Below are 7,547 nucleotides of genomic sequence, written 5' to 3' on the forward strand. Positions count from 1 at the left end.
GAGGCTGTCGCAATCATTGAGGAAAGCCTCGCCGCAGCATAACTGCGCCCAAAAGAGGGGCCCACGCGGCCTGAACAAAACTTTGCAACAGAGCCGGCAGACATTGCACTGCGCCCTGACCTGCGGCTGGAAGAGGAGTTTGTCTGACCATGCAGGCCTCGCTCACCACGGTGGAACGGCGGATCGGCATTGGCCTTGCCGTCCTGCTGGCGTTGGGGGGGCTGACGATAGCTGCGGCGGCGCGGCACGGGGTGATGGCGGTCCATGGAACCATGGCGCTGGCGCTTGGGCTGGGCCTGGTATTCCGGCTGGGCGGGGCGCTTTACGATGTGGCACCTGCTGGCCTTGACCGGGCCAGCCGCTCCGACGATGGCCCAACCCGTTTCGGGATCTGGATGACGCTGACCTTGACCTGCCACTGAACTTTCATCCAGCCGCGACCGGAGCCGGTGCATCGTGCCGGCGCGGACCACCTCGCCTTAGAAGGTGCCGAACCGGTCGGTATCCAGACCCTCCGGCACCACCACCCCGATCCCCAGCGCCGAAAGCGGCGGTGCAATCACCGCCGCCTTCCCGTGCATCGTGCCAAGCGCCACGCGCGATGGCAGCATCATGCCGCCTGCCGTGCTGCGACCTCGGCGTCCCAGCGCAGGCCGGGACGATAGCGCGCGGCCACCCGCCCGCCCTCCAGCGCGAAAAGATGCAGCCAGCCATTGTCAAACAGCGCCCGCACGCCGGGATGGCGTTCCAGAACCGCCGTCATCGCATCGACCGGCGCCTCGATCATCACCGACAGCCGCAAGGGATCATGCGCCAGCGCCGCACCGTCATGCACCGCCTGCATCGGCAGGCCGGGGCGCAGCATCCCGCCATTCCCCTCCACGACCCCGATCCCGCCCACCACATTGTGGATCAGCTTGTTGCCCCCGCCGAACAGGTCCGGCGCGACCGATGATCCGTAATATTGCAGGCTGATCCAGCTTGCCACGACCACAGGCGCAGTCAGGATCAATTCCAGCGTGCCGAACCCCTGATCCGCCTGCCAGTCATAGCTGTGCAGGAAGGCGCGGCCCCCAAGGTCTGCCCCCGCCGTCACCGCGCGCGGCGCGGCGATGAAGGCGGCGCATCCCGCCAGACCCCATTCCGGCCGCACCTCGGCCCAGTTCACCGCCCGTTGCAGCAACCCGTCCCCCGTCGCCCCCGGCAACCGCGCCGCCCTTTCGCCGCGCGCCAGTTTGCCCGCCTGCGCGAACCACGCCTTCGCCTGTGCCAGATCGGCGGCATGGCTGGCCGGCAGCCCGGCGGCATAGACCGTCACCTTGTCCGTCGTCGTGTCATGCAGACCGGCGACAAAGACGGTATCTTCGGGCAGGTCGATCCCCTGCGCGGGCAGACCGGCCCGCGCCTCGGGATCGTTCAGCAGATCAGCCAGCAGCCGCGCCGAAACCTCGCCCGTCTGTCCTCCGCAGGCCCCGCAGTGATAGGCGCTTTCATGCGGATTGTTCGTCACCTGCGCCCCGTGACCCAGCAGCAGGATCAGCCGCGCATGGCCCGTCGTCATGCTCATCGCGCGCAGGACCGCCGCCGCCGTCGCGGCCTTGGCCGCCGCATCCAGCGCCGTCTCGAAACGTGGCGCAGGCTCCTGCGGTGCAGCCCCGCCCAGATGCAGCGAATCCTTCACCAGTTTCCAGCCATAGGCAGGCCCCGCCGCCTCGACAAAGGCGAAAGAGGATACCGCCGCCTGCCGGAACCGGCCCCAGGCCCGCGTGGCCCGCGCCGCAACCCGCGCCTGTGCCTCCACCTCCGGCGCGGCATGGGAGGCCGACTCCACCTTCGCGTTCAGAAGGATGGGCAGATGCGCCGCCACCTCATCCGTGCCATGCGCCTTGTGCGCCAGCGGCAGGCCGAAGAACCCGGCGAAACCGATCGTCTCGATCCCCGGATGCAGGCCCTCCAGCGCGCGGCGCATCACCTCGGACCGCACGTCGATGCAGAAGGCCGCCTGCATCGCAGGCCGCCCCGCCGCCCTGCGCGGCCCGGTCAGCTGCGCGGCAAGGCCGCGCTGCGCCGCCCGCTCTGCCGCCTCTTGCAGGATCGCATCCACCACCATGTCGGGCGTGGGCTGCGGCCGTTCGGCATGGGATGCCGCCACCCTCGCCCAGGCATCCGCCACCCCCGGCACCACCGCCAGCAGCGCCTCGTCAAAGATCGCGCGGATCGCCAGCAGGTCGATCAGCGTCGCATCCGTCTGCCCCGCCAGTTCCGCCTGCCACAGCAGCCACCGCGCGTGCTGCGCCCAGCCGCCCAGATCGACCAGCAGCCGGTGAAAGGCCGTCTCGGCCCCCGCCTCTGCCAGACCCAGCGCCTCGGCCGCGCGCAGGATCGCGCGCTCTGCCGTGTCGGGTGCCGCCTCCACATGGGCGCAGAACCCGGTCAGCCCGGCAATCTCGGGCGTCAGGTCATGCGTGGCCCAGGCCCGCCATGCGGCAAAGGCGCCCTGCCCCGGCGCGGGCGACCACAGCGCCTGCCCCCGGTCGAACCGCCCCGCCGCCCACAGCCCGATGCAGCGCGTGATGACGGCGGGCCAATCCACCCCCGTCGCCTCTGCCGCCAGTTCCGCCACCGTCGGCAGCGCCTTCACCTCCGGCGCGGGCTGCGCCGCCTTGGCCTTCAGCAGCGCAAGGTCCACCGGCTTCAACGCCGAAGGCTGCGCGATCAGCGCGGCGGCCAGATCATCGGCGTCGATCCGGCCATCCTGCACCATCGCGGCAAACTCCGCCCTTGGCCGCATCAGGCGCACGCCCGCCACGCGGGCCATGCGCGCCTGCGCGGTTGCCAGATCCTCGCCCGTCTGGCCAAGAAAGGGGTTCACCGCCACCGTGGCCGACAGGGGAAAGGCCGGCGGGATCGCCCGCGCCGCCGCCTCTGCCGCCTTCAGAAGGCCCGAGATGCGGGCCGGTGCGATCTGTGTGTGCTTCAGAAACATCGCCATCAACTCCTGTGCGTCAGAGGGATTTGGAAACCCGGAACCCGCCGATCAGCCGGTCCAGAACCGCATTCAGATAAAGTCCGTTGGCCAGATGCACCCGCAGCCCCGCCGCCGCCGGATGATTGGCCCAAAGCGGGAACAGCGCCTGCGCCACCGCGACCGTGCCAAAGGACAGCACCGCCAGCACGATCAGCGCCCATTCCAGCGCACCGGCCTCCGGTGCCGCAGGCAGATGCGGCCCCCAGACCGCCCCGGCCAGAACGTGGAACCCGAAATAGCCCACCGCCGCCGCCAGCGATGCCGCCCCGGTCCGCAACGTCAGGGCGCGCGGCGCGGCATCGGCAAGGCCCTGCGCCACCAGATAGGCCACCCCGAAGATCAGGATCGCACCAAGGGCCAGCGCCTGCTCCGACTTCGGCCCGACGAACAGCCCGAAGACCCCCGCCACCACCGCATAAAGGACAAGGGCCAGCGCAAAGGCCCGCGCCACCGCCGCCAGCCCCGGCACCGCCACGGGACCGGGCCGCCGCACCGATGCCACCGCCCGCACCGCACCGCCCGACGACAGGAAGGCATGGGCCTTGTAAAGGGAATGCGCCACGATATGCAGCACCGCCAGCGCCCAGAGACCCAGCCCGCATTGCAGCAGCATGAACCCCATCTGCGCCACGGTAGACCAGGCCAGCGCCGTCTTGACCGCCGATTGCGTCAGCATGACCGCCGCCCCGAACAGCGCCGTGAACCCGCCCAGCATCACCAGCGCGGCCATCGCGCCGGGGCTGCCCTGCACCACCTCGGCCAAGCGCACCAGCAGGAACCCGCCCCCGTTGATGATCCCGGCATGCAGCAGGGCGGAAACCGGCGTCGGGGCCTCCATCACCTCGGTCAGCCAGCCATGCAGCGGGAAGGCCGCCGTCTTCAGCAACGCGGCCAACACCAGCAGCGCCACCGCCACCTGCGCCGCCACCGGCAACCCGGCCTCGGCCGCCTGCGTCAGCCCGGCGATCCCCGCCGTGCCAAAGGCCACCCACAGCAGCACCGCCGCCAGAACCAGCGCGGCATCCCCCGCCCCCCAGACCAGCGTGAACTTCGCCGCCGCGCGCCGCGCCTCGGCCCGTTCGGGATAGAACAGCAGCAACTGCCGCAGCCCCACACCCACCGCCACAAAGGCCGCGACCAGAACGCCAAGGCTGCCGGACTGCACCAGAACCAGCACCGCCGCCAGCACCGACAGCATCAGGCCATGGAATGCCCCCTCACGCGCCTCGCCATCCAGATAGGTCCGCGAATAGCGCACCACGACCCAGCCGACAAAGGCCACCAGCAGGGCCATCGTCGCGCTGACCGCATCAAGGCGCAGCGCGAAAAGCCACGCCCCCTGCCCGATCCCCGCATCCCGCGCGCCCGTCAGGATCAGCTGCACCACCCCCCCCAGCGCCAGCAAAAGCGAAAGCCCCGCCGCCCCTTCGGCCAGCATCGGCACAGCCCCCGGTCGACGTCCGGGCCGCAAGGCCGCGATCAGCGCCACGATCAACAGCGGCAGGGGGGCAAGAAAGGTCAGAACGGGCAGGAAGGCCATGGATCGTCTCCTGTGAATATCCGATGGCGTGCAGATAGCCCTTGCCGATATTCCAGAAAATTACATATTTTCTGCCTAATCGTTCTATTTCCTGAAAGTCACGGCCCATCATGGCCCAGATCAACCTGCATCACCTCCGCCTGTTCCGCGCCGTGGCCAGCGACGGCACCCTCACCGGGGCCGCGCGCAGCCTGAACCTGTCGCAATCGGCACTCTCCACCCAGATCAAGGCGCTGGAGGCGACGCTGGGCCACGCCCTTTTCGAACGCCGGGGCCGGGGCCTTGCCCTGACCGAGGCCGGGCGCATCGCGCTCGACCATGCCGAGGCGATCTTCCGCACCGCCGATGACCTGACGGCCACCCTGCGCGAAACCGGCCGCGCCCGCCGCCCCCTGCGCGTCGGCGCACTCGCCACCCTGTCGCGCAATTTCCAGATGCAGTTCCTCCGCCCCCTGATCGGCCGCGCGGATGTCGAGGTGGTGCTGCGCTCCGGGTCGCAGGCCGAACTTATGCGCGATCTCGATGCGCTGGCGCTGGATGTGGTGCTGACGAACCTCGCCCCCGCGCGCGAACAGGGCAGCCCCTGGCTGATCCACCGCATCGCGGAACAGCCCGTTTCGCTGATCGGCACGCCCGAACGGGTCAGCGGCAACCAGCGCGATCTGGCCGATCTTCTGGCCGCCGAGCCCCTGATCCTGCCCGCCCCCGATACGGCGCTGCGGGCTGCCTTCGATGCCCTCGCCGCGCGGTTGGGCTTGGTGCCCACCATCGCGGCCGAGGCCGATGACATGGCCATGCTCCGCCTTCTGGCGCGCGAAGATGCCGGGCTGGCCGTCATCCCCACCATCGTCGTGCAGGACGAACTCGCCAACGGTATCCTCGTGCAGGTCGCGCGCATCAACGGGATGCACGAAACCTTCTACGCCATCACCCGCGAACGCCGCTTTCCCAACCCCACGCTGGCCAGCCTGCTGCGCGGGTGACCGCTTCCCCCAACTGACATGTCTGTATAGACTGGCAACAAGAGGAGGCCGCCTTTCACCTGCAGCGCACAAGATGAAGAGATTGGCTCCTGCCCAGGGTCTGGCCGACCCGTTCTCTAGGGTCCAATTCAGCTTCTGAATCGATCCATTGGGGCCGATTGCTGTGCGTGATGGCTTACGATGCCGCCGTCCAGATCCTAAACCGCCCCTGCCCTGTAATCTCGCGGACAACACCGCGCGCCGTCATCAGGTCCATGTTCCTTTGCACGGCCGCCCGACTTGCACCCACATGTTCCTGAGCCATTGGGGCGGACACCATCGGCCAGCGGGCAAAGACCTTCACCAATTCTCCCGGCGTCCGCCCAGAACAATCCGCCATTGCCTCTCGCGCACGCGCTTCCCAATCGGCCATGCGCTCGATCATCATCAGCGCGGACAGCGATGCCTGCTCGGCGCCGCGATAAAAGGCGGCCAGCCGCGCAAGAACCGTCCCCTGCCCCCGCAGCGCGGTCCCGCTGCCAAGAGCCAGCGGCAGGAACAGCGCCCCGCGCCCGAGCTTCTCCCCTGCTAGGCGTGCGGCCATGACGCCACCTTCGATGTCCCGAGCACCACGTTCTGCGCCTGCCATTCTCCAGGCATGAAACAAAAACGCCGCTTGTGTGATCGGATGCAGCGCCTCGGTTCCAGTCATCGTCTCGGCAAGATCGAGCACCGCTTCACCCTGGAAGCCGAGGAAGGCCGCGAGACTGGACACCCATCCCCCCTGCCCTTCCACCTTTCCCGGACCTGTCAGCCGCCGGACGCCCCACGCGAACTGACCGAGCAGCGCCGCGTCGTCGCCGGCCCCAATGCGAAGCGCAACAAAGAGGGATAATCGCTCCAGCCCAATACGAGATCCGGTCAGCCAGCCGAGATCCGCCATTTCCTGCAAGGCGAGGCGCAGACGCATCCCCTCCCCCGCTACAGCGAGCTTTGCGTCAAGACGCCCAAAGGCAAGACACGCGGCAGCCAGATCACCGCTGAGCGTGCCCTGCGCTGCAAGCCATTGATCGGGATCGAAGAGGCTGCCGGGTGCCACGCCCGGGCTCTGCAGTTGCGGAGTTTCCCCGTCATCGTCATCAGCATGGAACCATGCCTCTTCCTCCTCCAGACCGTCATAAAGCGACGGTGGAGTTGCGATGTCAGGTTCCGTTGCAAAGTTTTGACCATTGACCTTTGTGGCGTCAGCGCCTGTGTGGCGAACGGCATTCTCTATTTTAAGGTTGGTCCATGATTTCTTTCAAAGGTGCACAGTATCCGAAAGACGTGATCTTGTTCGCGGTCTTCTTTTACGTCCGCTACGGTGTTTCCTATCGAGACTTGGAAGAAATCATGGCCGAGCGTGGTGTTTCGGTAGACCACACCACACTGAACCGATGGGTAACACGGTATTCCGGCGCGATCGCTGAAGCCGCGCGTCGCCGAAAAGGGTCATGCGATCGTTCCTGGAGAATGGACGAAACTTATATCAAAGTGAAAGGCGCGTGGGTTTACCTCTACCGGGCCGTCGACAAACACGGCAAGACACTTGATTTCATGCTTTCTCGACGTCGAAACAAACCTGCAGCCACAAAGTTCTTTGCTCGGATGTTAGAGGTCAACGGCCTTCCGAGAAAGATTGTCATCGACAAAAGCGGCGCAAACACAGCAGGTATCAAAGCCATCAACAAAATGCTGAAGGGCTTTGGATGTCCGATCCCAATCGAGATGGTTAGGCGAAAGTACTTGAACAACATCGTCGAGCAGGATCACCGGTTCATCAAGAGACGCACTCGGCCAATGCTGGGGTTCAAGGCTTTCGATTCTGCTGCCGCAACCCTCGCTGGAATCGAAGTCGCTAACATGATCCGCAAGGAGCAGCTGGTCGTGTCTCGGAGTTGGTGGAAATTTGAAGGCGGCGTAATCTCCGGGTGAACATCCACCCACCCAACCGGCGGCGGCAACCGCCAGGGAGATC

The 7,547-nt window shown here is 67.1% G+C and carries 7 protein-coding genes; 3 read left to right on the forward strand and 4 right to left on the reverse strand.

The features are described from left to right. The first annotated feature begins 149 nt into the window (after positions 1-149). Positions 150-422 carry a hypothetical protein gene (locus tag BUB53_RS21850; protein ID WP_073038165.1) on the forward strand — a complete coding sequence of 91 codons (273 nt, stop codon included), beginning with the start codon at positions 150-152 and terminating at the stop codon, positions 420-422. Positions 423-479: 57 nt separating this feature from the next. Here the strand turns inward: BUB53_RS21850 and BUB53_RS23410 are convergent, their stop codons facing one another. From BUB53_RS23410 to BUB53_RS21860, 3 genes are read right to left on the reverse strand one after another with little or no spacing between them, the layout of a single operon-like run. Beyond that, positions 480-614, reverse strand: coding sequence for a hypothetical protein (locus tag BUB53_RS23410; RefSeq protein WP_268238484.1), 135 nt, complete (start codon positions 612-614; stop codon positions 480-482). Next, positions 611-2,986 (reverse strand): YbcC family protein, encoded by a 2,376-nt coding sequence (locus BUB53_RS21855; protein ID WP_073038176.1) that lies wholly within the window; start codon positions 2,984-2,986, stop codon positions 611-613. The genes BUB53_RS23410 and BUB53_RS21855 overlap by 4 nt, the downstream gene beginning before the upstream one ends. A gap of 19 nt (positions 2,987-3,005) precedes the next feature. Further along, positions 3,006-4,568: a proton-conducting transporter transmembrane domain-containing protein gene (locus BUB53_RS21860; protein ID WP_073038167.1), complete on the reverse strand. Its 1,563-nt coding sequence runs from the start codon at positions 4,566-4,568 to the stop codon at positions 3,006-3,008. A 110-nt stretch (positions 4,569-4,678) separates the two neighbouring features. Between BUB53_RS21860 and BUB53_RS21865 the strand changes: the two genes are divergently transcribed. Next, entirely contained in the window at positions 4,679-5,551 is an 873-nt protein-coding gene (locus BUB53_RS21865) for a LysR family transcriptional regulator (RefSeq protein ID WP_073038169.1), read from the forward strand. A 175-nt stretch (positions 5,552-5,726) separates the two neighbouring features. Here the strand turns inward: BUB53_RS21865 and BUB53_RS21870 are convergent, their stop codons facing one another. Then, the gene (locus tag BUB53_RS21870) at positions 5,727-6,629 is read right to left on the reverse strand and encodes a helix-turn-helix domain-containing protein (RefSeq protein WP_229709629.1); all 903 of its coding nucleotides are present in this window, start codon (positions 6,627-6,629) and stop codon (positions 5,727-5,729) included. A 191-nt stretch (positions 6,630-6,820) separates the two neighbouring features. Here BUB53_RS21870 and BUB53_RS21875 point away from each other — a divergent pair, with 191 nt between their 5' ends. Then, positions 6,821-7,504: an IS6 family transposase gene (locus tag BUB53_RS21875; protein WP_073038174.1), complete on the forward strand. Its 684-nt coding sequence runs from the start codon at positions 6,821-6,823 to the stop codon at positions 7,502-7,504. Positions 7,505-7,547: the final 43 nt, after the last annotated feature.

It is taken from the genome of Roseovarius pacificus (genome assembly GCF_900142665.1).
In the GTDB taxonomy this organism is placed as follows: Bacteria; Pseudomonadota; Alphaproteobacteria; order Rhodobacterales; family Rhodobacteraceae; genus Roseovarius; species Roseovarius pacificus.